Genomic DNA, 21,234 nt, shown 5'->3' with positions numbered 1-21,234 from the left:
AGCGCCTGGCTCGAGGCGCGCCTTGTTCGACTGTACCGAGAGAAGTCCAATAGCCTGTTGCTAAGCCTAGCTGCGTACTCAGAAACCGGCGGCGTCGATGTCCACCAGCAGCAGGCGACGACCATTGTCGATGAACTGCCCGGCGGTCAGGCAGTACTGGTTGGTGGTGGCGTCGCGGTAGGTGGTGGAGAGCGTCAGGCGCCGCTCTTCCCAGCCTTCGGCCAGCAGTTGATAGAAGTAGGGGCGCCATGACCAGTTATGCCCAAGGTAGCGGTCATCGGCCTGCCAGATGTTCTGGCGCCACTGCAGGTTGGGTGTGAGCTGGGTGCCGTGGCGGTCGCACTGATAGATGCGCAACAGCCAGGGATAGTTGTCCGGCGCGTTAAGGCTCGTTGCCGGGGCGCCGCTTTCGGCCCAGAAGCGGAGTTCGGACATCAATTCGGCCAGTTGCTGGCGCAGGCTGACCAGGCGCGCGCGCTCGGCGAGTTTCTGCTGTACGTAGCTGTCACGCAGACGTGCGAAACGGCCGACGAAGGCGTCGCTGGCGAACAGTTCCTCCTCCGGCCTGGCGAACAGGAATCCCTGGACGTAACGGGCGCCGCACTCCAGGGCGAAGTTCAACTCGGCTTCGGTTTCCACACCTTCGGCGATGATCCAGCAACCGGTCTTTTCGGCCATCTGGGCCAGCGCCTTGACCACTTCGCCGCTAGGGCCGCCGCGAGCGGCTTCCTGGAACAGGCGCATGTCCAGCTTGAGGATGTCCGGTTGCAGCGCCAGCACGCGGTCGAGCTGCGAATAGCCAGCGCCGAAATCGTCGATAGCGATGCGCGCGCCGGCGTCGCGGTAGCGCGCCACCACGTCGGGTAAGCGCTGGCTGGCACCGCCCAGCTCGGTGATCTCGAAGACGATGCGCGCAGGGTCGATACCGCTGCGCTGCAGTTGAATCAGGCTGGGCAGTGGCTGTGCCGGGCGCAGGCGGCTGATCCAGCGTGGTGAAATGTTCAGGCTCAGGAACCAGTCCGCCGGAGCCTGGTGGAAGCGCTGCAGGGCATCCTCGCGTACCTGTCGGTCGAGGCGGCGCAGGGCTGCAGGCGGTGTTTTCGGGTCGGCGAACAGCGGCCCGGCCGAGCGCACCTGGCCCTCGGCATCGCGTAGTCGCGCCAAGGCCTCGACGCCCGCGATCCGGCCAGTGGCGGTGTCGATAAAGGGTTGGAAGACGGCAAAAGGCAGTCCGTCGATCACCTGGGATTTCCTTAGCGCTCAGCGGTTGAGCCACCAGATGGTGGCAGAGTGGCTCAACCTAGCAAGATCGCGGCCAGCCCAGGTCTAGACCAAAGGTGAACGCCCGCGCGTACCATGTTGCGCGCGCCGCAGCAGCGGCATGACGATCAACGCCAGGCGCAGCCAGCGGCGCCAGCCGCGTTTGCGGCCAAGCAGCCCGGCCAGAGCCAGCACCCCGCCAGTGAGCAAAAATGGTGCGTTGCCTTTGCGCAGCCGCTGCCCGTACTCGCGTACCTGTTGCAGTGGATGAGTGATCTGCAGGATTTCATGACGCAGTTCCTGGCGATGCATTTCCAGGCGCATGCGCAGCACGGCTTTACGAAGTTCACGGCGCGAGGCGCCTGGAGGCAGGGTCGGCGTCATGGCAGCAGTTGCTCGCGGTCACGTTGCAGTTCTTCAAGGCTGGCGCTGAACGGCGGCTCGGCGTTGCGCAGACTGGTCAGCAGCCAGGCGCCGCAACCGAGCAGGCCAAAAGCGTAGAACAGGCACAGGCCGGTGGCGACTGCCAGGCGGTGCGTATCCCAGTAAACGATCAGCAGCAGAGCGGACAGACCTATCAGCAGGAGCAGGGCGAAGGCCAGGCACAGACCACCAAGGAGCAGCGCACGCAGTGCCTGGTCGCGTTGGTCTTCGAGTTCATGCGCCAGCAGCGCCACGTGGCCCTGGAGCAGGCCCAGCAGGGCTGCTCCCAGGCGCCGTGGCGAGGGGCCGTTGGACATGGGCGCTGTCAACGGCGGCTGATCAGCAGGCCGAGCACCAGGCCGATAGCGGCCGACAGGCCGAGCGCCTGCCACGGGTGTTTGTGCACGTAATCCTCGGTGGCGTCGACGGCGATCTTGCCCTGTTCGCGCAGGCCGGACTCGGCTTTGTGCAAGGTGTCACGGGCACGGTCAAGACTGCTGCGAATGTCATCGCGCAGCGCTTCGGCCTGTTCACCAGCCAGGCTGGCGGAATGTTGCAGGAGCTTCTCGGTGTCGCTGACCAGAGCCTGGAATTCATCCAGCAGGGCGTCCTTGGTGCTTGGAGTAGCGGCTTTGCGTGGCATGGTGAGCAGTCCTCTGCGTTGGGTATGTACTGTTTACGAGTGCTCTGCAGCGTGAGGGTTCCGCAAGAATAGTCGTGAAGTGACCGGTTTGGTGTTTGGTATAGCGATTGCATTTTGCTGGTGCGCGAAGGTCGCGAAATGCCCTGTGATGGGGCCTTCTCGATGCGGCTCAGGATGGTCAATTTCGCGAATAACCATTTGATTAACAAGAAATAAGCATCGATCAGTCGATCTTTGGTGGCGCCATTTTGGGGCCGCCAAACGGCACTTTTCGAGGGCGCGCTGCATGTGCTGGCTGCATTGTGGTGCGTATTTTCGGTTTTGTGCCTTTGTTTGGTGCTTTTTCTTCTGCCTCCGGAGTTTTCTTTCTCGATGGAAAACATCAACAGTGCCGTGGCCACGCTGATCCATGGCTCCAATACCCTGTTCATCCTGCTGGGTGCAATCATGGTCCTGGCCATGCATGCCGGGTTTGCCTTCCTCGAAGTGGGAACGGTGCGGCAGAAAAACCAGGTCAATGCGCTATCGAAGATTCTTTCGGATTTCGCCATTTCCGCCCTGGCGTATTTCTTCATCGGCTACTGGATCGCCTATGGCATCAACTTCTTCGAGCCGGCGGCGGTGCTGACGGAGAACCACGGGTACGGTCTGGTGAAGTTCTTCTTCCTGCTGACCTTCGCCGCGGCGATTCCGGCAATCATCTCCGGTGGTATCGCTGAGCGCGCCAAGTTCGGCCCGCAGCTATGCGCCACTGCATTGATCGTGGCGTTCGTCTATCCCTTCTTCGAAGGCATGATCTGGAACGGCAACTACGGCTTCCAGGCCTGGCTCGAGACTCGTTTCGGCGCGGGCTTTCATGACTTCGCCGGTTCGGTGGTGGTGCATGCGATGGGCGGCTGGTTGGCATTCGGCGCGGTGCTGCTGCTGGGGCGCCGCAATGGTCGCTATCGCGACGGCAAGCTGGTGGCCATGGCGCCGTCGAACATTCCATTCCTGGCACTGGGCTCGTGGATCCTGATCATCGGCTGGTTCGGCTTCAACGTAATGAGTGCGCAGACGCTCGAGGGCGTCAGTGGCCTGGTGGCGGTCAACTCGCTGATGGCCATGGTCGGTGGCACCGTCGCCGCGCTGCTGGTGGGGCGCAATGACCCAGGCTTTCTGCATAACGGCCCGCTCGCTGGCCTAGTAGCGATATGCGCCGGCTCGGACCTGATGCATCCGATTGGTGCCCTGGTCACTGGCGCGATTGCCGGTGCGCTATTCGTCTGGGCATTCACCGCGACCCAGGTGAAGTGGAAGATCGATGACGTGCTCGGCGTCTGGCCGCTGCATGGCCTGTGCGGCATATGGGGTGGCATCGCCTGCGGCATCTTCGGCCTCGAAGCATTCGGTGGCCTGGGTGGCGTCAGCCTGGCCAGCCAGGTGATCGGCACTGCGCTGGGCGTGGTGGTCGCGCTGGTCGGTGGCTTCGTGGTGTACGGCCTGCTCAAGGCGTCGCTGGGCATTCGCCTGAGTCAGGAAGAGGAATACAACGGCGCCGACCTGTCGATCCACAAGATCGGCGCGGTGAGTCAGGATTGAGCTATTACCGGGTGCTGCCAGCCAGCGCCCGGAACAGGCAATAAAAAGTTCTTCGCATAGTTTGTGGAAAGTGCGGGTTGGCACCGGACTGGCAATTAAGTGTTAGCTGTCGATGACCTGGCACTCTCCATTAGCACGCCGCCTGGCCTGATGGGTTTCGCCCCTTACGGGCGAGTCACTTTCTCTTGCTTGCCCAAGAGAAAGTAACCAAAGAGAAGGGCACCCCACCATCCGAGCTAGGCGCCCCCGCCCTGCTGCGCCGGGGTTCCCTCGCTCCATCACCACTCCAGGGGCCCGACCGGATGCGGCCCACCGACGAAGGGCCATCCCTGGCCCATCGTGGCTCTCACGACATCCATGTCGCTCAACCCCTTCCACGGCGACTCCACTCGGCCTCCTGAAGGGGACTTAGACGTCGTCTGTGAGATCGCGCTTCAAGAGCAAAATCCAAACGCTGCCGACTTTGATCTTCCGGAGATTTCGCAAGCTCGCGGCCCGGTCCCCTTCAGGAGGCCGAGCGGAGGTGTTGCGTAGGGGAGCGAGCCGCATGGATGCGGCGAAAGGCTTAAAGGGCCATGGATGGCCCTTGTAAGCCGGCCCCCGGAGCAGCGCCGGAGCGAGGGACGTTTCGCGTAGCGAAACCCGGATGTCGGGGTGCCCTTCTTTGGCACACCTTTCTTGGGCAAGCAAGAAAGGTGTGGCGCCCGTAAGGGGCGCAACCCAAACGCTCAGCGCACGCGGTAACGGATAGTGCTAAGTCAGCAAGCAATACGCACACAAACTTGCCAGTCCGGTGTCAAGCTGTAGTGGTCAACCCATCCCGGACAGTGGGTTAAGTTTTTCTTCGGCAGCGGCGGGCGGCAGCCCGTCGTTGAATTGATGTGGCCTGATCCAGTTGTAGCGGTGCATCAGGTAATGACTGATGTCCCGCTGAGCCTCCTGAGCTGTCAGGTAACCGGTCGGCGGAACCCACTCCGACTTCAGACTCCGGAACAACCGCTCCATCGGTGAATTGTCCCAGCAATTACCTCGACGGCTCATGCTCTGTTCCATCCGATATCGCCACAACCGCTGCCGAAACAGGCGGCTGGCGTACTGGCTGCCCTGATCGGAATGAAACAGCACCTGCTGCGGTTTGCCTCGTTGCTCGTAGGCCATATCCAGCGCCTTGATGACCAACTCCGTATCCGGCTTGGCGGAGAATGCCCAGCCAATTACTCGTCGTGCATGCAGATCCAGCACCACCGCTAAGTAATTCCAGCGGCCTTGCGCCCAGATGTAGGTGATATCGCCGCACCAGACCTGGTTGGGTCGTTCGGTGGCGAACGCACGGTTCAGCCGGTTCGGGATATCTGGCCGTTCAACCGTAGCCTGCTTGTACGCATGCGAGCCTGGTTGTTTGCTGACCAGGCCCAACTCGCGCATTAACCGACGCACGCGAAAGCGGCCAATGCTTACGCCATCCTCACGCAGCATGCCCAGAATGCTTCGGCTACCAGCCGATCCTCGACTCTGGTTGAACAGCTGATTGACCTGACTGCGCAGTGCAACGCGGCGCGCATCAACACGGCAGCGCCGTAGACGATGGGCGTAGTAGCAAGACCGCACCACGTCGAAGGCTGAACAGACCACTTCCACCGACTCCCGCTCACTCAACTGGTCTATCAGCGCGTACGATTGAACTCGTCCGACATCAAGAGAGCGGTAGCCTTTTTTAGGATCGCTTTCTCCCGTTCCAGTCGGTCGATCCTGGCTTCCAGCTCTTGGATTTTCTGCTGTTCGGGAGTCAATGCTTTGCTTTTCGGGGTGACGCCGAGGCGCTCTTCTTGGAGCTGTTTCACCCAGCGGCGCAATGCCGAGTCCACGACGCCCAGCGAACGGCAGGCCTCGATATGGCTGTAGCCTTGATCCAGCACCAAGACCGCAGCCTCTCGCTTGAACTCGGCAGAAAACGTACGTCGTTGCTTACTCATCGAACACCTCTTAGTGGCGAGGATTTTCGCCTAAATTGGTGTCCGGAATCAGCAGACCACTACAAGCGTATCCTCCCCGCGAGAATGCGAAGAACCATAAAAAAACCGGGCATTAGCCCGGTTTTTTGTGCGCTTGCCAATCAGTCGCGACGACCTTCGACCGGCTTGCCGGCGACGGTGCCGTCCTTGAGCATGATCTGGTATTCCTTGCCGTCGGTCTCCACCTGATGCAGGCGCACCAGCAGGTGACCCCAGTCCTTGGCGAACCACAGCACTGTCTTGCGGGTGCTTTGCGTGGGGTCACGCACGCGCTCGACCTTGATCGCGTCGATCAGGCCAGCCTTGGTGCGTACCACTTCTTCGCCCAGTACACGGAAGTCATAGGTTTCGATTTCGTCACCGTCGACCACCTGGTAACTCACGCTCTTTTTGCCCGCCGCGACGTCCTGCTGCAGGGCGACCTGGTAGGTCGACTTGTCCAGCAGGCCGCGATTGAGCGGGAGGCGTACGGCATCGCCACGGTCATTGCCGATGACTTGTTTCTGCTCCCAGTCGAAGTCCTGCTCGACCTTCTTGCCTTTACCCAGGCCGCTGCGGTTGAGGCGGTAGGTCAAGGGCAGCAGGGCGCCGTTGTCGACGCGGAAGGTGCTTTCTTCGGTAAGGCTGGCAACCAGCATCGAGGCTTCGAAGTTGAGGGTCCAGCGGCCGTCGTCCTCACGCTTGAGGCTGCGTTCGGCGCTGCCGCTGACCGGCAGTTGCTTCCAGTCCGCCGTGTAGCTGGCGGAGAAAGGCTGCAGATCCTCGGCAAGGGCTGGCAGGGCGAACAGGGTCAGGGCGAACAGCAGGGCGCGACGCATAGGGTCTCCTAGGTTCGAATCAGGTGGCCGCTGGCAGGCAGCGGCTGGTCATCCAGCATTGCGCCTTGGGCGCCAAGACGCAAGCGGCCTTCGGCAAACCAGCGCACCGCCAGTGGATAAATCAGGTGCTCCTGCTGGTGTACGCGGCTGGCCAGGCTTTCGGCCGTGTCATCGGCCATTACGGGCAGCACTGCTTGTACGACCAGGGGGCCACCATCGAGTTCCTCTGTCACGAAGTGCACGCTGCAGCCGTGTTCGCTGTCGCCGGCTTCGATAGCTCGTTGATGAGTGTGCAGGCCTTTGTGCTTGGGCAGCAGTGACGGGTGGATATTGAGCAGGCGGCCTGCATAGTGCTGAACGAAGCCAGGCGTGAGGATGCGCATGAAACCGGCCAGTACCACCAGGTCAGGCTGGTGGGCATCGATGGCCTGGATCAGGGCGGCATCGAAGGCTTCGCGGCCGTCGAACTGCTTGTGATCAAGCAGTTCGGTGGCGATCCCGGCCTGTTTCGCCCGCTCCAGGCCGTGGGCACCGGCGCGGTTGCAGATAACCGCGGCGATGCGGGCCGGATTGCCGTCGTGGGCGACGCTGTCGATCAGCGCTTGCAGATTGCTGCCTGACCCGGAGATCAGGACGACGACATTGCAGGGCATCAGTGGGCTTTCAGGTTGTTCAGCTGCACCTGGGCTGCGCCTTCGGCTGCTTCGGTGATCTGGCCGATGACCCAGGGTTGCTCGCCGCTGGAGCGCAGGCTGGCCAGGGCGGTTTCGACCTGATCCTGAGCGACGCAGATGACCATGCCGACGCCGCAGTTCAGCACGCGGTGCATTTCATGTTCGTCGACGTTGCCTTGTTCCTGCAGCCAGTCGAACACCGCCGGACGATTCCAGCTGGCCACGTCGATCACCGCCTGGGCGCCTTGCGGCAGCACACGCGGGATGTTGTCCAGCAGGCCGCCGCCGGTGATGTGGGCCATGGCCTTGACCGCACCGGTGTCCTTGATCAGCTTGAGCAGCGGCTTGACGTAGATACGGGTCGGCGCCATCAGCAGGTCGGCCAGGGCCTTGCCATCCAGTTGCACCTGCTTGATGTCGGCGCCGGAGACTTCGATGATCTTGCGGATCAGCGAGTAGCCGTTGGAGTGCGGGCCGGAGGAGGGCAGTGCGATCAGCGCGTCGCCAGTGATGACCTTGGAGCCGTCGATGATTTCGCTCTTTTCCACCACGCCAACGCAGAAGCCGGCCAGGTCGTAGTCTTCGCCTTCGTACATGCCCGGCATTTCCGCGGTTTCACCACCGACCAGGGAGCAGCCAGCCAACTCGCAACCGGCGCCAATGCCGGTGACCACGGTGGCGGCGACGTCGACGTTGAGCTTGCCGGTAGCGTAGTAGTCGAGGAAGAACAGCGGCTCGGCGCCGCACACCACCAGGTCGTTGACGCACATGGCGACCAGGTCCTGGCCGATGCTGTCGTGCTTGTTCAGGTTCAGTGCCAGGCGCAGTTTGGTGCCGACGCCGTCGGTGCCGGACACCAGTACGGGTTGCTTGTAGCCGGCCGGGATCTCGCACAGGGCGCCGAAGCCGCCCAGGCCACCCATGACTTCCGGACGCGCAGTGCGCTTGGCGACGCCTTTGATGCGTTCGACCAGGGCTTCACCGGCATCGATGTCGACGCCTGCGTCCTTGTAGCTGATGGAGGGTTGCTTGCTCATAGATCCGGGCCTTTGGATGGGGAGTTCGTGTAGGCGCCGACGTGGCGCAGGCTCATTCAGGGAACCTGGCGCGCGTACCGGCTGGCGAAGGCGCGCGATTTTATCAGGCTTGCCCGGTAGCGGCCACTCGCGTGCATGCGCTTCGTCGCAGGCGCTGGCTCTGGTTGCCGGGGCTTGAGCGGCTGTTTAAGGTATAGGCCTTTGTGCCCGCCCGCCGTACGGCCATCCCTTGCGAGAGTCCCCCGATGCGTTTGCCCATCCGCCTGCTGTTCGTCTGTCTGTCGCTTCTGAGCCTGCCGGCATTGGCCGCGCCGGTTGCCGGTCTGTACCAGGTGCGTGAGCCTGTGGCGGATCAACAGCCGGAAAGCCGCGACGCGGCCATGCAGAAGGCCCTGCAGACCCTGGTGCTGCGCTTGACCGGTGATGCCAAGGCGCTGCAGAGCGCTGGCTTGGAAGGCCTGCGCAAGGATCCGCAACAGATCGTCAGCCAGTACGGTTATGAAGGCGACGCGCTGTTGGTCGAGTTCGATCCGGCCAGCACCGATCAGCAATTGCGTCAGGCTGGCCTGGCCCTGTGGGGCGCCAATCGACCGGTGATCCTGACCTGGTGGCTCAACGAAGCGCCAGAAGGCAGCCAGCTGGTCGGCGAGAGTCAGAGTGCGTCGGCGCTGCTGCGCGAGGCGGCTCAGCACCGCGGCCTGCTGCTGCGTTTGCCTCTGGCTGATTTGAGCGAGCAGGCACTGGGCAATGCCGATGTGCTGCTGGCCAACGATCCACAGGCGCTACGTGAGGCCTCCGAGCGTTATGGCGCCGATGCCTTGCTGGCCGTGCAGGCGACCGAAAGCGGCGGCAGTTGGCAGGCGACCTGGCGCCTGTGGCTGGGCGACGAGCGTGAACAGGGCAAGGCTGAGGGCGCCGATCAGGCTGCGCTGGCCGATGCAGTGCTGCTGGCCGTGGCCGAGCGCCTGGCGCCGCGGTTCGTCGTCAAGCCTGGCGCGGCGCACAGCCTGACGCTGGTTATCGAAGGTGCTGACCTGGGGCGTTTCGCGGCGCTGGAGCGCTTGCTCGAACCCTTCGCCGCGCGTTTGCAGGAGATCGACGGTCAGCGTCTGGTCTATCAGGTCAGCGCCAGCCCGGAGCAGCTGCGCGCGCAGCTGGCACTGGGGCAGTTGCAGGAAGTCAGCGAGCCGCTCGACGCCGCAGCGCCGGTAGAGGCTCCTGAAACGGGCGCAACCGAGGCTCCGCAGGTGAAACCGCGCACCGATCAGTTGCGCTTTCGCTGGTAGAATTGGCGCCGGCTGGATCACAGCCCAGTTACGCGGCGCCTTCCTGGCGCCGTTTCGCATCGAGGACGCGAGCATGACCGATTCCACCCGCTGGCTATGGATGGCTGGGCTGTTTCTGCTCGGCTGGCTGCTGTACCTGTTGCACCCGATTCTTTCCCCGTTCCTGATCGGTATCCTGTTGGCCTACATGGGCGACCCGCTGGTCGACCGTCTCGAGCGGCATCGCTTGTCGCGTACCGGTGGTGTGGTGGTGGTGTTCACCCTGTTTGCGCTGGTGCTGCTGGTTCTCGTGCTGGTGCTGGTGCCGATGCTGGGGCGGCAACTGGTGCGTTTGTATCAACTGGCGCCGGAGGTGATCGACTGGCTGCAGGGCACGGCATTGCCTTGGTCGCAGTCGCATCTGGGGCTGCAGGATGACCTGCTGCAGGTCGATCAACTCAAGCAGGTCTTTACCGACAACATTGGCAAGACCACCGACGTGCTCAAGGCGGTACTGGCCCAGGCGACATCCTCGGGGTTGGCACTGCTGGCCTGGCTCGGCAACCTGATGCTGATTCCGGTGGTGAGCTTTTACCTGATGCGCGACTGGGATGTGCTGGTCGAGCAGGTGCGGCGCCTGCTGCCGCGTCAACGCGAGGGGTTGGTGGTCAAGCTGGCAGGCGAATGCCATGAGGTGCTCGGCGCCTTCCTGCGTGGCCAGCTACTGGTGATGCTGGCGCTGAGCATCATTTATGCCTCGGGCCTGATGCTGGTGGGGCTGGAGCTGGGATTGCTGATTGGCGTGCTGGCGGGGTTGGCGAGCATCGTGCCCTATATGGGCTTTATCGTCGGCATCGGTGCGGCGTTGACCGCCGCGCTGTTCCAGTTCGGCCTCGAACCCTATCCCCTGATCGGCATCGCTGTGGTGTTCATGATCGGCCAGATGCTCGAGGGCATGGTGCTGACGCCCATGTTGGTGGGCGATCGCATCGGCCTGCACCCGGTCGCGGTGATCTTCGCCATCCTCGCTGGCGGCCAGCTGTTTGGCTTCACCGGCGTGCTGTTGGCCTTGCCGGTAGCAGCGGTGATCATGGTTCTGCTGCGCCATGCCCATGATTTGTATAAACTTTCCGGCCTTTACGGAGAGAGCAGCGGTTCCCACGAGCCCCCCACATGAAACCCATCCAGCTTCCCTTGGGGGTGCGTCTGCGTGATGACGCCACCTTCGCCAACTACTACCCCGGCGCCAATGCCGCTGCGCTCGGCTATGTCGAGCGTCTGTGCGAAGCCGATGCCGGCTGGACGGAAAGCCTGATCTACCTGTGGGGCGCCGACGGTGTCGGGCGCAGCCATTTGCTGCAGGCGGCCTGCCTGCGTTTTGAGCAGCGTGGCGAGGCGGTGGTCTATCTGCCGCTCAGCGAAGTGGTGCAGCACGGCCCGGAGCTGCTCGACAACCTTGAGCTGTGCGAGCTGGTCTGCCTCGATGATCTCGATGCAGTAGCTGGCCGCAGCGACTGGGAAGAGGGTTTGTTCCACCTGTTCAACCGTCTGCGTGACAGCGGCCGGCGTCTTTTGCTCGCTGGCACCATGTCGCCGCGTGAGCTGCCCATTCAACTGCCCGATCTGAAGTCGCGATTGACCCTTTCGCTGGTCTTCCAGTTGCACGAGCTGTCCGATGAAGACAAGCTGCGCGCCCTGCAGCTGCGCGCCTCGCGTCGTGGCCTGCAGATGAGCGATGAGGTCGGCCGCTTCATCCTCACCCGTGGCGAACGCAGTATGAGCGCGTTGTTCGAGCTGCTGGAACGCCTGGATCAGGCCTCGCTACAAGCCCAGCGCAAGCTGACCATTCCCTTTCTCAAGGAAACCTTGGGCTGGTAGCTGCTTCGGGAGTTCATGTGTTGGAGCGAGCTCTGCTCGCGAATTTTTAGCTGCACAAGCGCTTCGCGAGCAGAGCTCGCTCCCACATCAGGACATTTATTCACCTGCGAGTTTACGGTCGTACTGAAAACGCCAGCGGGTGTAGAGCAGGGCGCAGCAGAACAGGCCGAAGCTGATTACCGCCTCCAACGCGCCGAACAGTGCGCGCGCCGGGTCGATGGCGGCCAGTACGCCCTGGATGAAGTAGATGTTGACGACGAAGCAGGTCCAGGCGTGGGCACGGGCGTTGCCCATCAACATCCCGGGGGCGAGCAGCGCCAGTGGCAACAGTTGAATGGCCAGCACCACGCCGACCCGCGCGCCATGCAGATCGGCGAAGGCCAGGTTCCACACCAGCAGCAGGGTCAGCAGGGCGATGAAACTGAACAGGCTCAGTGCTCGACTGAGTTTGACCCGTGGCTCCAGCCATTCAAGGCTGGGCAGGGGCTTCTTCGCTCGGGCCACGTTCAGCGCTCCAGTTTGCTGGCGGTTTGCGCCAGGCGTTGACCCAGTGCACGGCACAGGGCGATTTCATGTTCGTCCAGCGCGCGTTTGCCGTCGCCGCCCGCATGGTGGCTGGGGCCGTAGGGCGTACCACCGCCGCGGGTTTCGAGCAGGGCCGATTCGCTATAGGGCAGGCCGCAGACCAGCATGCCGTGGTGCAACAGAGGCAGCATCATCGACAGTAGGGTGGTCTCCTGGCCGCCATGCAGGCTGGCGGTGGAGGTGAACACGCCTGCCGGCTTGCCGACCAGTTCGCCGGTCAGCCACAGGTTGCTGGTGCCATCGATGAAGTACTTGAGTGGTGCGGCCATGTTGCCGAAACGGGTCGGGCTGCCCAGGGCCAGGCCCGAGCAGTTCTTCAGGTCGTCCAGGGTGGCGTACATGGCGCCGTCCTCCGGCACGCTCGGCGCAACGGCCTCGCATTCGCTGGATACCGCCGGCACCGTGCGCAGGCGTGCTTCCAAACCAGCCAGCTCGACGCCACGGGCAATCTGTTTGGCCATCTGCGCAGTGGCGCCATGACGGCTGTAGTAGAGGACTAGGATGTAGGGCGCGCTCATGCCAGCAGCTCCAGCACTTTTTCCGGTGGGCGACCGATCACCGCCTTGTCGCCAGCGATCAGGATCGGGCGCTCGATCAGCTTGGGATGCTTGACCATCGCCTCGATCAACTGAGCTTCGCTCAAGCTGGCGTCAGCCAGGCCCAGTGCCTTGTATTCGTCTTCACCTGTACGCAACAGGTCGCGGGCGGAGATACCCAGCTTGCCGAGCAGGCTCTTGAGCTCCCTGGCGCTGGGTGGCGTTTCCAGATAGCGCACGACGTGCGGTTGCAGGCCGCGGGCTTGCAGCAGCTCCAGAGCGGCGCGGGATTTTGAGCAGCGCGGGTTGTGGTAGAGGGTCAGGTCGGTCATGGTGGCTCGCATCCGGCTTGAAGTGGCGGCTATTCTAACCGCCTGATGCGCGGATGCACGCAAACCGCTGGGGCGGCTTTGCTGCGACCTTTTTACGCGGCGCATTGTCTGTCTGTTTAGGTTTGAGGGCTAAGGAGAGGTCATGCTGCGTCGTTTGAAGGACTGGATGGGGTTCTGGCTCAGCCTGTATCAGCGTTTCGTGGATAACCGCGGCGCAGGCAACGCAGCGGCGTTGACCTACACCACCTTGTTCGCCGTGGTGCCGATGATGACCGTGACCTTCGCCATGCTGTCGGCGATTCCGGCGTTCAAGGGCGTGGGCGAGGAAATCCAGGGGTTCATCTTCAACAACTTCGTACCTTCCACGGGCGAGACGGTGCAGGAATACCTGCGTGAGTTCACCACCCAGGCGCGGCAGCTGACCTGGTTCGGCGTGGGCCTGCTGGCCGTTACCGCCTTCCTGATGCTGGTGACCATCGAGAAGACCTTCAACGTGATCTGGCGGGTACGCCAGCCACGCCGCGGGATGTCCAGCTTCCTGCTGTACTGGGCGATTCTCAGCCTTGGGCCGCTGCTGCTGGGGGCCGGTTTTGCGGTCAGTACCTATATCGCCTCGCTGTCACTGATCTCCGGGCCGGATGCAGTAATCGGCGCCAAGACGCTGCTTGCTTTCACGCCGTTGTTATCGAGCATCGCGGCCTTTACCTTGCTGTATGCCGCGGTCCCCAACACTCGTGTGCCGTTGTCTCATGCTCTGTTGGGCGGCCTGTTCAGCGCCGTGCTGTTCGAAGTGGCCAAGGCGCTGTTCGGCCTCTATGTGCGGCTTTTTCCCGGTTATCACCTGATCTACGGCGCCTTCGCCACGGTGCCGCTGTTTCTGGTGTGGATCTATCTGTCCTGGTTGATCGTGCTGCTGGGCGCCGAGCTGGTATATGGCCTGTCGCAACCGCGGCACTGGCGCCGCGAGCCTATCCCCAAGGGGCTGATTGTGCTGGTGGTGTTGCGGCTTTTGCTCAAACGTCAGCAGAAGGGCGAGGCTCTGCATTATGGCGACATGCAACGTGCGGGCTGGCGGTTGCCGGAAGACGAGTGGAACCAGGTGATGGACTTTCTCGAGCGTGAGCACCTGGCTTGCAAGGCCAGTGGCGGCGGCTGGGTGCTGTGCCGTGATCTGCACAATTTTTCCCTGCATCAGTTGCTCGAGTGCAGTCCCTGGCCATTACCGAGTTTGTCGCAACTGCCCGCTCAGCTCGACGAACCCTGGTATCCGGCATTGCGCGAGGGACTGGAGCGCCTGCAGGCGGAGCGCGAGGAGCAGTTCGGAGTCAGTCTGGCGGATTGGTTACCGGGCAAGGGCTGAGCAAACTTGCGCGACATTGTGGGCGACGGTGAATGAGAGAAGGCGCCGAAAATGGGTGACAAAAAGCGTCAGTTTCAGGCGTTGTCTAGTCCTGCCGTGGCCTGGACGCAAGGGGTAGGCGCCAAGGAATGCGTTGTACAAGGGCTGGCACGCTTCTAGCTACTGCAGGAGCAGTTGCTATCGAACTGCCAGCAGGGGCAGGGATCGCTGAGGACGCAGGCAGTAATGACGGTAAAAAACAGGGTAATCCACCTTCATCGACGCGATTCGCAGGAAGCGCTGGCGCGGCTCAACCGAATCACTGGGCTGGAGTTCGCGCGTTGGCCGGAGTCGCTGCTCGAACACGTGGTTGCCGAAAACCTGCAGCCAGACGCTGACGGTTCAATCCCGCGGGCTGCGCCCAGCCCCGGAGTTTCCTCTGGCTGAAAGCAAAACCCCGCGTCACTGCGCGGGGTTCGATGTTGCCGTTCTGGTTCAGGCCATGGCCTGGCGGGTCTCGCTGTTGGCCAATTCGACGGCTTGAACGAAGAATTCCTCGACCACCAGACTCTGCGCCGGCACAGCTGAGCGCAGGCGTACCTGCATGTCTTCGATCTTCATCCGCACTGGCATGCGAGCGATCCCGGAGAGCAGGATCTTGCCATGGGCATTGACCTTGCCATGGTCGACATTCACCTCGCGGCGCTTGTCCCCGTCGCGATAACTCACCAGCAGCGATACCGGCAGGTTGGCCAGCCCCGGCAATTGCAGCCAGGTGGCGACGTTGTATTCGGCCACGCGCCCCTCGTAGGGAGTGACCAGCAGGTGAGCGACGTCGACGATGCGCGAGGGCACGGAGCCAATCAGCTTGTCTTGCGCTTGGGACATGGTGAAATTCCAGGCAGGGTGAGACTTGAGTGCCTGGAATTATAAGCAGCCACCTGTTGGCGAAACTGTGTACTCGGCGGACAGGCCGCGTGACTGGAGTCGCAGTTTTGTATATCAGGCCAGGCGTAGCGGGTGGCGGGTAACCGATGAGGTCTGCAGGTTACTGTCGGGCAGCGGCAAAATCGCTTGGTTATGCACGCTGGCCAATTGCAGCCAAAGATGCTCGCCGGAGCTGAACTGGCCGTTGGGCAACCACAGGCCGTGGTGCCAACCGTTGCCCGGTGCCGGGGTGCTTTGCAGTACGCCAGGGTGAGTCTGCGCATTGGGTGCACGCCGCAGCCAGACCGGCCGCGGCAGGCCTTTCAGATAGCGCAGCCCGAGGTGCAGGCCTTCGCTATTGAGATGACGCCAACGCACCAGTGCCAGGGTCGGTGTGGCATTGGTCAGCAGCAGAACCAGTTGCCCGACCTGCAGTTGTCCACCCTCGTTGGCGTTGCACAGCAGGCGCGCGCCGCCCGGGCTGGCGTCGAGAATCTGCGCCTCGGTACGCTGCGGCAGTTTATCCAGCAGCTGCGCATGGATGGCCGGCAGGCCCACTACCAGACTGCACTGGCCGTCCAGTTCGGCGCGCTCGTGGCGACGTTGCTGGCGGCCCAGCCAGTGCTGGCGTACCCGTTCGAGTAATTGGCGTTCCTGCATGCTTTGCAGTGGTGCCGGCTCATGCAGGGCGATCAGCAGCGCGCCCAGTTCGAAGCGGCGCAGGTTGGCGGCTTCGCCTTCGATACGCTGTTCGAAACTGAGGCAAGCCTGTGATTCGCTGAGGTCGACTACCGGGCCTTCGGCATCGTCTTCCTCGTCCCGGGCTTGCAGCCTGGCCAGCGCCGCCAGAGGTGCCAGCGCGCTGAACAGAGTCAGGCATTCGCCTTCATCGAGATGGAAGGGGTTGCTCAGGGCCAAGAGCAGCATCTGCTGGTAGAGGCCGCGCAGGGTGCTGGCCGGTTTCGGCTCGAAGGCCGCCGCGACTGGTTCGTCCAGGCACTGCTGATGCTCGCCGATCCAGTACAGCAGGTGGCTGTCGCGCCAGAGCGTTGCAGGTGGCTCCTGGTACAGCTGGTAGTGGCGCAGCAACTGCTGAGCAAGAAAGTGCTGGGCCATGTACAGGCACCACGCAAGGTGCGGCATCGACGGCTGGCGACCCTGCAAAATTTGCAGTAGCAGGCGTTTGAAACCGATCGCCAATTCGCCGCACAACCGCACGAATAGAGGGCTTGGCGGATGCTGGCGATTGGCAAGGCTGGTGTAATGGCGGTACTCGTCACTGAAGTTTTGCAGCGCACGCTGCCTTTCCAGTAAGGTCAGAGCGCTGCGATTGAGCGAAAACAAAAGGCCCAGCACTTGTTGCAGGCCATGTTCCTGCTCCAGATGGCGAGCAGCCGCGAGTCGCTGGGCGATTTCCGCCGGCGATAAACTGTTGTCCTCGCGGATGTCCGGTACTTCCAGGCGCAGGGCATCCAGCGTCATATCAACCCCGGGTGGACGAGGATCGAGTACATGGGCTTAGGGCTCCGCAAGGTCGGCAAGGCTGTCTTGGTTATCTGCACCGGTTTGCTGCTAACGGCTTGCGCCGAAGATTTCGGCCTTGACCAGCATGGACGAAAGGTAACGGCTGACAGCCTCGATGGCCAGTGGCTGATCATCAATTATTGGGCCGAATGGTGCGCGCCGTGTCGCACCGAGATTCCCGAGCTCAACGCACTGGAAGAAACGCTGAAAAACCAGTCGGCGCGGGTGATTGGCGTCAACTTCGACGCCTTGCAGGGCGATGACCTCAAGCGTGCGGCGGACAGCTTCGATATCCGCTTCACCGTGCTGGCGCAGGATCCGGCGGCGCGCTTCGAACTGCCACCCACCGATGTCTTGCCGGTCACCTACATTGTCGATGCCGAGGGCAAACTGCGTGAGCGTCTGGTCGGTGAGCAGACATCCGCCGGGCTGCTCGCACACCTCGAACGCCTGCGCGGCGAATAGACCAGCGCAAGAGCGGAGCACCGCGAACAAGCGGTGCCTGTCTTACCAGCCCGGCACCCCACTCATGTCCGGTAGCTGGTGGGCGATGCCCTTGTGGCAATCGATGCAGGTGGCTGCGCCGCTGGCCAGGGCGCTGGAGTGCATCTGGCGGGCGCGCGGGCTCTGTTTGGTGAAGTCCATGTAGTCGAAGTTGTGGCAGTTGCGGCATTCCAGCGAATCGTTGGCCTTGAGCCGTGCCCATTCGTGTTCGGCCAGTTCGCGGCGCTTTTCCAGAAACTTCTCGCGGGTGCTGATGGTGCCGAAGATCTTGCCCCAGACTTCCTTGGACGCCTGCATCTTGCGCGCGATCTTGTCCGTCCACTGGTGCGGTACGTGGCAGTCCGGGCAGGTGGCGCGCACCCCGGAGCGGTTGCTGTAGTGAATGGTGTCCTGCAGCTCGACGTACACGTTGTCACGCATCTCATGGCAGGAGATGCAGAACTGCTCGGTATTGGTGGCCTCCAGCGCGGTGTTGAAACCGCCCCAGAAAATGATCCCGGCGATGAAGCCGCCAAGCGTGAGAAAACCCAGGCTGTAATGCACGCTTGGGCGGCGCAGGATGCTCCAGTACTCCTTGAGCAGGGCCATTAACGACTTCATGAAAGGCCTCCTCAGGGTTTTGCCGTGCCGGCTGCTTCGTCGCCGAGCAACTGGTCGATATTGCGGAAGGCGTTGCCGACCAGAGGTTTGACTTCCTGCTGGGTGACGTGGCACTGGGTACAGAAATAGCGCCGAGGTGAAACCGCCGCCAGGGCCTGACCGTCACGATCCATGTAATGAGTGATGCTGATCATCGGCGCCTGGCTGCGGGCGCTGCCGGCGCGGCTGTGGCAGGTCAGGCACTTGTTGCCGTTGGCGTCGACCTGATAGCCGCGAATGCTGTGCGGGATGGTCGGCGGCTGCTCGGGGTAATTGCGCTCGCGCTTGATATCCTTGTTCTCTTCATTGCCGAGCACGGGCGCCGGTAGGCTCTGGCTCAGGGTGCCGCCAGGGCGGCGACCGTCCGGTGCCGGTGCGTCGAGTGGGTAATTGAGCTCGCCGGCGATGGCCAGACCAAAGGCGGCGAGCAGTAACAGAGGCAGAAAACGCAGAGTCATGACGGTTCTCCTCAGGCCAGGCTGACCAGTTCGATCTTCACCGCACACTTCTTGTAGTCGGTCTGCTTGGAGATCGGGTCGGTGGCGTCCAGGGTGACCTTGTTGATCAGTTTGTTGGCGTCGAAGAAGGGCACGAACACCAGGCCACGCGGCGGCTTGTTGCGACCACGGGTTTCGATGCGCGCGCGGATTTCCCCACGACGGCTGATCACCTTGACCTCGCTGCCGCGTCGCGCCTTTAGTGCCTTGGCATCGTCCGGGTGCATGTACACCAGGGCATCGGGCACGGCGCCGTGCAGCTCCTCGACGCGCTGGGTCATGCTGCCGGTGTGCCAGTGTTCGAGCACGCGGCCGGTGCTGAGCCAGAACGGGAAGTCGTCATCCGGTGCCTCCGCTGGTGGCTCATAGGGCAGGGCGAAGATCAGCGCACGTTTGTCCGGGTAGCCGTAGAACTGCACGCCGCTGCCTTTTTCCACGTAGGGGTCGAGGCCTTCGCGATAGCGCCAGCGCGTTTCCTTGCCGTCAACCACCGGCCAGCGCAGGCCACGCTCGGCGTGATAGCTGTCGAAGGGCGCCAGGTCATGGGCATGGCCGCGACCGAACTGGGCGTATTCCTCGAACAAGCCCTTCTGCAAATAGAAGCCGAATGCTTCGGCCTCGTCGTTGGCATAGCCGGCCTCGATCTGTTCGCGGGGGAACTGGTCGACCTGGCCGTTGGCGAACAGCACCTGGTACAGCGTCTTGCCCTTGTATTCCGGGGCCTTGGCCAGCAGTTCGGCAGGCCAGACTTCGTCGGTGGTAAAGCGCTTGGAAAATTCCACCAGTTGCCACAGGTCAGACTTGGCCTCGCCCGGTGCCTTGACCAGTTGATGCCAGAACTGCGTGCGGCGCTCGGCATTGCCGTAGGCGCCTTCCTTCTCCACCCACATGGCGCTGGGCAGGATCAGGTCGGCAGCCTGGGCCGAGACGGTGGGGTAGACATCGGAGACGATGACGAAGGCCTGCGGGTTGCGCCAACCGGGGAGGATCTCCTGCATCACGTTGGGGCCGGCCTGCATGTTGTTGCTGACCTGGGTCCAGTAGACCTTGAGTACGCCGTCCTTGAGTTTGCGGCTCTGCTCCACGGCATGAAAACCGGGTTTTTCCTGGATGGTGCCGGCCGGCAGCTTCCAGATCTTCTCGGCAGTTGCACGGTGTTTGGGGTTGGCCACCAGCATGTCGGCGGGCAGACGATGAGAGAAAGTGCCCACCTCGCGCGCGGTGCCGCAGGCCGATGGTTGGCCGGTGAGGGAGAAGGGGCTGTTGCCCGGCTCGCTGATCTTGCCGGTGAGCAGGTGCAGGTTGTAGATCAGGTTGTTGGCCCAGACGCCACGGGTGTGCTGGTTGAAGCCCATGGTCCAGAACGACATGACCTTGCGCTTGGGGTCGGCATACAACTCGGCCAAGGCCTTGAGGCGCTCGGCCGCCACGCCGCTTTCCCGGGCGGTGCGCTCCAGGGTGTAGGGTTTGACGAAGGCGGCGAACTGCTCGAAGGACATGTCCTCCCAGGTATTGGCCTTGGCCGCGTTCTTTGCCTGCATCTCCAGCGGGTTGTCGGCGCGCAGGCCGTAGCCGATGTCGTCGGCGCCGCGGGCGAACTTGGTGTGTTTGCCGACGAAGTCCTTGTTCACCGCGCCGCTTTCGATGATGTGGTTGGCGATGTAGTTGAGGATCAGCAGGTCGGTCTGCGGTTTGAACACCAGCGGGATATCGGCCAGGTCGAAGCTGCGGTGCTCGAAGGTGGACAGCACGGCGACCTTGGTGTTCGGATGGCTGAGGCGACGATCAGTGACCCGGCTCCAGAGGATGGGGTGCATTTCGGCCATGTTCGAGCCCCACAGCACGAAGGCGTCGGCGGCCTCGATGTCGTCGTAGCAGCCCATCGGCTCGTCCATGCCGAAGGTACGCATGAAGCCCATCACCGCCGAAGCCATGCAGTGGCGCGCGTTGGGGTCGATGTTGTTGGAGCGGAAACCGGCCTTCATCAGCTTGTTGGCGGCGTAGCCTTCCCACACCGTCCATTGCCCTGAACCGAACATGCCGACGGCCTCGGGGCCATGCTCGCGCAGCGCCTCCTTGGTCTTCTGTTCCATGATGTCGAAGGCCTGCTCCCAGCTCACCGGCTGGAATTCACCCTGCTTGTCGTACACGCCATTCTTCATGCGCAGCAGCGGTTGGTTGAGGCGGTCGACGCCGTACATGATTTTCGACAGGAAGTAGCCCTTGACGCAGTTCAGGCCGCGATTGACCTCGGCCTTGACGTCGCCGTGGGTGGCCACCACGCGGTTGTCGCGGGTGGCGACCATCACGCTGCAGCCGGTACCGCAGAAGCGGCAGGGCGCCTTGTTCCAGTCCAGGCGGGTCATGTCCGCTTCGGTGATCAGGTTGCTGGCGGTCGTCACCAACGGCAGACCGGCGGCAGCGGCGGCAATGGCAGCAGCGTTGGCCTTGGCAAATTCACGGCGGGAAAGCTTCATTCTGAGTCTCCTTCTGTGTCGAGGAGTTCGTGGTAAACCAGAGCGGCATTGAGCACGCCTGGCAACGCGTTGATCTGTTCGAGGCGGGCGAGGATGTGGCGCTCGTGTTCGGTTTCCAGCACCACCACCAGCTTGCCTTGCGGGCTTTCCTGATGCAGTTCGAGGCCTTGCAGCTGGCGCAGGTTGGCTTTCACCGCAGCCAGCCATTCGGGCCGTACGTGCACCAGCAGACTGGAAATATGCATAGAGGCGGCCATGTTCCGTGGCTCCGTAGGTGAGGAAG

General features: G+C 62.7%; 24 protein-coding genes. 7 read left to right on the top strand and 17 right to left on the bottom strand.

The window, feature by feature from the left end; genetic code table 11:
* Positions 1-78: 78 nt before the first annotated feature.
* The 4 genes from BLT86_RS10210 to BLT86_RS10195 form a co-directional block, all read right to left on the bottom strand.
* Positions 79-1,242: an EAL domain-containing protein gene (locus BLT86_RS10210; RefSeq protein WP_017679318.1), complete on the bottom strand. Its 1,164-nt coding sequence runs from the start codon at positions 1,240-1,242 to the stop codon at positions 79-81.
* 84 nt (positions 1,243-1,326) lie between these two features.
* Entirely contained in the window at positions 1,327-1,644 is a 318-nt protein-coding gene (locus BLT86_RS10205) for a hypothetical protein (protein WP_017679319.1), read from the bottom strand.
* Entirely contained in the window at positions 1,641-2,000 is a 360-nt protein-coding gene (locus BLT86_RS10200; RefSeq protein WP_017679320.1) for a phage holin family protein, read from the bottom strand. Before BLT86_RS10200 ends, BLT86_RS10205 begins: the two co-directional genes overlap by 4 nt.
* Before the next feature lie 8 nt (positions 2,001-2,008).
* Positions 2,009-2,326 carry a DUF883 family protein gene (locus BLT86_RS10195; RefSeq protein WP_003461988.1) on the bottom strand — a complete coding sequence of 106 codons (318 nt, stop codon included), beginning with the start codon at positions 2,324-2,326 and terminating at the stop codon, positions 2,009-2,011.
* Positions 2,327-2,698: 372 nt separating this feature from the next.
* Between BLT86_RS10195 and BLT86_RS10190 the strand changes: the two genes are divergently transcribed.
* A complete protein-coding gene (locus BLT86_RS10190) occupies positions 2,699-3,907 on the top strand; it encodes an ammonium transporter (RefSeq protein WP_017679321.1) in 1,209 nt (402 codons plus the stop codon).
* A gap of 810 nt (positions 3,908-4,717) precedes the next feature.
* Here the strand turns inward: BLT86_RS10190 and BLT86_RS10185 are convergent.
* From BLT86_RS10185 to purM, 4 genes are all read right to left on the bottom strand, one after another.
* Positions 4,718-5,880 (bottom strand): IS3 family transposase gene (locus BLT86_RS10185; protein WP_086005911.1). Its coding sequence is split into 2 segments (ribosomal slippage): positions 4,718-5,625 and positions 5,625-5,880, totalling 1,164 coding nucleotides; the frame shifts between segments, so codons are not numbered across the junction.
* A gap of 140 nt (positions 5,881-6,020) precedes the next feature.
* Positions 6,021-6,737 carry a DUF3108 domain-containing protein gene (locus BLT86_RS10180; RefSeq protein ID WP_003461549.1) on the bottom strand — a complete coding sequence of 239 codons (717 nt, stop codon included), beginning with the start codon at positions 6,735-6,737 and terminating at the stop codon, positions 6,021-6,023.
* Between the two features lie 8 nt (positions 6,738-6,745).
* Positions 6,746-7,390 carry a phosphoribosylglycinamide formyltransferase gene (gene purN, locus BLT86_RS10175; protein ID WP_092376477.1) on the bottom strand — a complete coding sequence of 215 codons (645 nt, stop codon included), beginning with the start codon at positions 7,388-7,390 and terminating at the stop codon, positions 6,746-6,748.
* On the bottom strand, positions 7,390-8,448 hold the full coding sequence (purM, locus tag BLT86_RS10170) for a phosphoribosylformylglycinamidine cyclo-ligase (RefSeq protein WP_003461545.1): 1,059 nt from the start codon (positions 8,446-8,448) through the stop codon (positions 7,390-7,392). The genes purN and purM overlap by 1 nt, the downstream gene beginning before the upstream one ends.
* A gap of 245 nt (positions 8,449-8,693) precedes the next feature.
* Here purM and BLT86_RS10165 point away from each other — a divergent pair, with 245 nt between their 5' ends.
* The 3 genes from BLT86_RS10165 to hda all read left to right on the top strand — a co-directional run bounded on the left by BLT86_RS10165 (position 8,694) and on the right by hda (position 11,591).
* Positions 8,694-9,734, top strand: coding sequence for a DUF2066 domain-containing protein (locus BLT86_RS10165; protein WP_092376474.1), 1,041 nt, complete (start codon positions 8,694-8,696; stop codon positions 9,732-9,734).
* 73 nt (positions 9,735-9,807) lie between these two features.
* Positions 9,808-10,890 carry an AI-2E family transporter gene (locus BLT86_RS10160; RefSeq protein WP_003461542.1) on the top strand — a complete coding sequence of 361 codons (1,083 nt, stop codon included), beginning with the start codon at positions 9,808-9,810 and terminating at the stop codon, positions 10,888-10,890.
* Positions 10,887-11,591, top strand: coding sequence for a DnaA regulatory inactivator Hda (gene hda / locus BLT86_RS10155; RefSeq protein WP_084342008.1), 705 nt, complete (start codon positions 10,887-10,889; stop codon positions 11,589-11,591). Before BLT86_RS10160 ends, hda begins: the two co-directional genes overlap by 4 nt.
* Before the next feature lie 96 nt (positions 11,592-11,687).
* Here the strand turns inward: hda and BLT86_RS10150 are convergent, their stop codons facing one another.
* The 3 genes from BLT86_RS10150 to arsC are packed head-to-tail and all read right to left on the bottom strand — an operon-like array spanning position 11,688 to position 13,044.
* On the bottom strand, positions 11,688-12,095 hold the full coding sequence (locus BLT86_RS10150) for a DUF2069 domain-containing protein (RefSeq protein WP_003461538.1): 408 nt from the start codon (positions 12,093-12,095) through the stop codon (positions 11,688-11,690).
* Positions 12,096-12,097: 2 nt separating this feature from the next.
* Positions 12,098-12,694, bottom strand: coding sequence for an NAD(P)H:quinone oxidoreductase (wrbA, locus tag BLT86_RS10145; RefSeq protein ID WP_045735176.1), 597 nt, complete (start codon positions 12,692-12,694; stop codon positions 12,098-12,100).
* Positions 12,691-13,044, bottom strand: a complete 354-nt coding sequence (gene arsC, locus BLT86_RS10140) for an arsenate reductase (glutaredoxin) (RefSeq protein ID WP_092380392.1) — start codon at positions 13,042-13,044, stop codon at positions 12,691-12,693. The genes wrbA and arsC overlap by 4 nt, the downstream gene beginning before the upstream one ends.
* Positions 13,045-13,186: 142 nt before the next feature.
* On the opposite strand from arsC, the gene BLT86_RS10135 reads away from it, so the two are divergent.
* A complete protein-coding gene (locus tag BLT86_RS10135; RefSeq protein ID WP_092376471.1) occupies positions 13,187-14,404 on the top strand; it encodes a YihY family inner membrane protein in 1,218 nt (405 codons plus the stop codon).
* Between the two features lie 225 nt (positions 14,405-14,629).
* Positions 14,630-14,830: a hypothetical protein gene (locus tag BLT86_RS26090; RefSeq protein WP_082065088.1), complete on the top strand. Its 201-nt coding sequence runs from the start codon at positions 14,630-14,632 to the stop codon at positions 14,828-14,830.
* A 48-nt stretch (positions 14,831-14,878) separates the two neighbouring features.
* Here the strand turns inward: BLT86_RS26090 and BLT86_RS10125 are convergent, their stop codons facing one another.
* Together BLT86_RS10125 and BLT86_RS10120 are read right to left on the bottom strand one after the other, a co-directional pair.
* Positions 14,879-15,271, bottom strand: a complete 393-nt coding sequence (locus tag BLT86_RS10125; RefSeq protein WP_003461530.1) for a hypothetical protein — start codon at positions 15,269-15,271, stop codon at positions 14,879-14,881.
* A gap of 114 nt (positions 15,272-15,385) precedes the next feature.
* The gene (locus tag BLT86_RS10120; RefSeq protein WP_003461529.1) at positions 15,386-16,792 is read right to left on the bottom strand and encodes a hypothetical protein; all 1,407 of its coding nucleotides are present in this window, start codon (positions 16,790-16,792) and stop codon (positions 15,386-15,388) included.
* 30 nt (positions 16,793-16,822) lie between these two features.
* Between BLT86_RS10120 and BLT86_RS10115 the strand changes: the two genes are divergently transcribed.
* A complete protein-coding gene (locus tag BLT86_RS10115; protein WP_092376468.1) occupies positions 16,823-17,299 on the top strand; it encodes a TlpA disulfide reductase family protein in 477 nt (158 codons plus the stop codon).
* 42 nt (positions 17,300-17,341) lie between these two features.
* Here the strand turns inward: BLT86_RS10115 and BLT86_RS10110 are convergent, their stop codons facing one another.
* From BLT86_RS10110 to BLT86_RS10095, 4 genes are read right to left on the bottom strand one after another with little or no spacing between them, the layout of a single operon-like run.
* Positions 17,342-17,938 carry a cytochrome c3 family protein gene (locus BLT86_RS10110; protein WP_074860673.1) on the bottom strand — a complete coding sequence of 199 codons (597 nt, stop codon included), beginning with the start codon at positions 17,936-17,938 and terminating at the stop codon, positions 17,342-17,344.
* A gap of 11 nt (positions 17,939-17,949) precedes the next feature.
* Positions 17,950-18,435 carry a nitrate reductase cytochrome c-type subunit gene (locus BLT86_RS10105; RefSeq protein WP_092376465.1) on the bottom strand — a complete coding sequence of 162 codons (486 nt, stop codon included), beginning with the start codon at positions 18,433-18,435 and terminating at the stop codon, positions 17,950-17,952.
* 11 nt (positions 18,436-18,446) lie between these two features.
* Positions 18,447-20,951, bottom strand: a complete 2,505-nt coding sequence (gene napA / locus BLT86_RS10100; RefSeq protein WP_092376462.1) for a nitrate reductase catalytic subunit NapA — start codon at positions 20,949-20,951, stop codon at positions 18,447-18,449.
* Positions 20,948-21,208 carry a chaperone NapD gene (locus BLT86_RS10095; RefSeq protein WP_092376460.1) on the bottom strand — a complete coding sequence of 87 codons (261 nt, stop codon included), beginning with the start codon at positions 21,206-21,208 and terminating at the stop codon, positions 20,948-20,950. The genes napA and BLT86_RS10095 overlap by 4 nt, the downstream gene beginning before the upstream one ends.
* Positions 21,209-21,234: the final 26 nt, after the last annotated feature.

The organism is Pseudomonas sihuiensis (assembly GCF_900106015.1).
GTDB classification, from domain to species: Bacteria; Pseudomonadota; Gammaproteobacteria; order Pseudomonadales; family Pseudomonadaceae; genus Aquipseudomonas; species Aquipseudomonas sihuiensis.
This window is presented reverse-complemented; position numbering and strand designations above follow the sequence as displayed.